Here is an 884-nt window from a genome sequence, read left to right as displayed (position 1 = left end):
GTACTGCGCAACGACCCCGGGCAATGGGACGCCCGCTACAACCTGGAGCGGGCCCAGCGCCTGCTGCCCGACCCCGACGAATCGCTGGTCGAACCGGCCGACGGCCGGCGCGACGCCGAACGCGCCGTCACGACGATGCGCGGCTACTCGCCGGGCCTGCCATGAAGATCAAGGCGTTCGACGCGCTGCCGGCACTGGCCGCGCTCGCGCTGGCCGCCACCTTCCTGGACCCGGGCGTGCGCATCGAGCGCCGGCTGTTCGAGCACGTGGTGGTGCTCGACATCACGCAGAGCATGAACGTGACGGATGAACTGCTGGACGGCAAGCCGGCGTCGCGCCTCGCGTTCGCGAAGCATGCGCTGCGCGAGAGCCTGCTCGCGCTGCCCTGCGGGTCGAAGGTGGGCTGGGCGGTGTTCACCGAGTACCGCTCGTTCCTGCTGCTGGCGCCGGTGGAGGTGTGCGCGAACCTGGGCGAGCTGCGCAGCACGCTTGCGCGCATCGACGGCCGCATGGCCTGGTCGGGCAACAGCGAGATCTCGAAGGGCCTGCACAGCGCGCTCGGCATCGCGCGCGACCTGCCCGGCAAGCCTTCGCTGGTGTTCATCACCGACGGGCAGGAAGCGCCGCCGCTGAACCCGCTGTACCGACCGGCCTTCGACGACAAGCCGGGCGAGGTGCCGGGGCTGATCGTCGGCGTCGGCGACCTGCTGCCCTCGCCGATCCCGAAGACCGACCCGCTGGGCCGGCCGCTGGGCGTCTGGCGCGCCGACGAGGTGATGCAGACCGACCTGCGCAGCCAGGGCCGCAGCGCCAGCGTCAACGGCGAGAAGCTGGCCGACGACGGTGCCGGCCCGCCGGCCTCGGGCCTGGGGGCGACACCGGGG

Annotated in this window: 1 protein-coding gene; it reads left to right on the top strand. The window is 72.6% G+C overall.

The genetic code is table 11. The features are described 5' to 3' along the window. Positions 1–161: 161 nt before the first annotated feature. Positions 162–884 (top strand): vWA domain-containing protein (locus AC1D1T_RS32775; RefSeq protein ID WP_477993532.1); only part of this gene is annotated, 723 nt, incomplete at its 3' end.

The organism is Rhizobacter sp. P2_H3, assembly GCF_056403355.1.
Note: the sequence above shows the minus strand (reverse complement) of the source record. Positions and strands in the feature narration are given on the sequence as shown.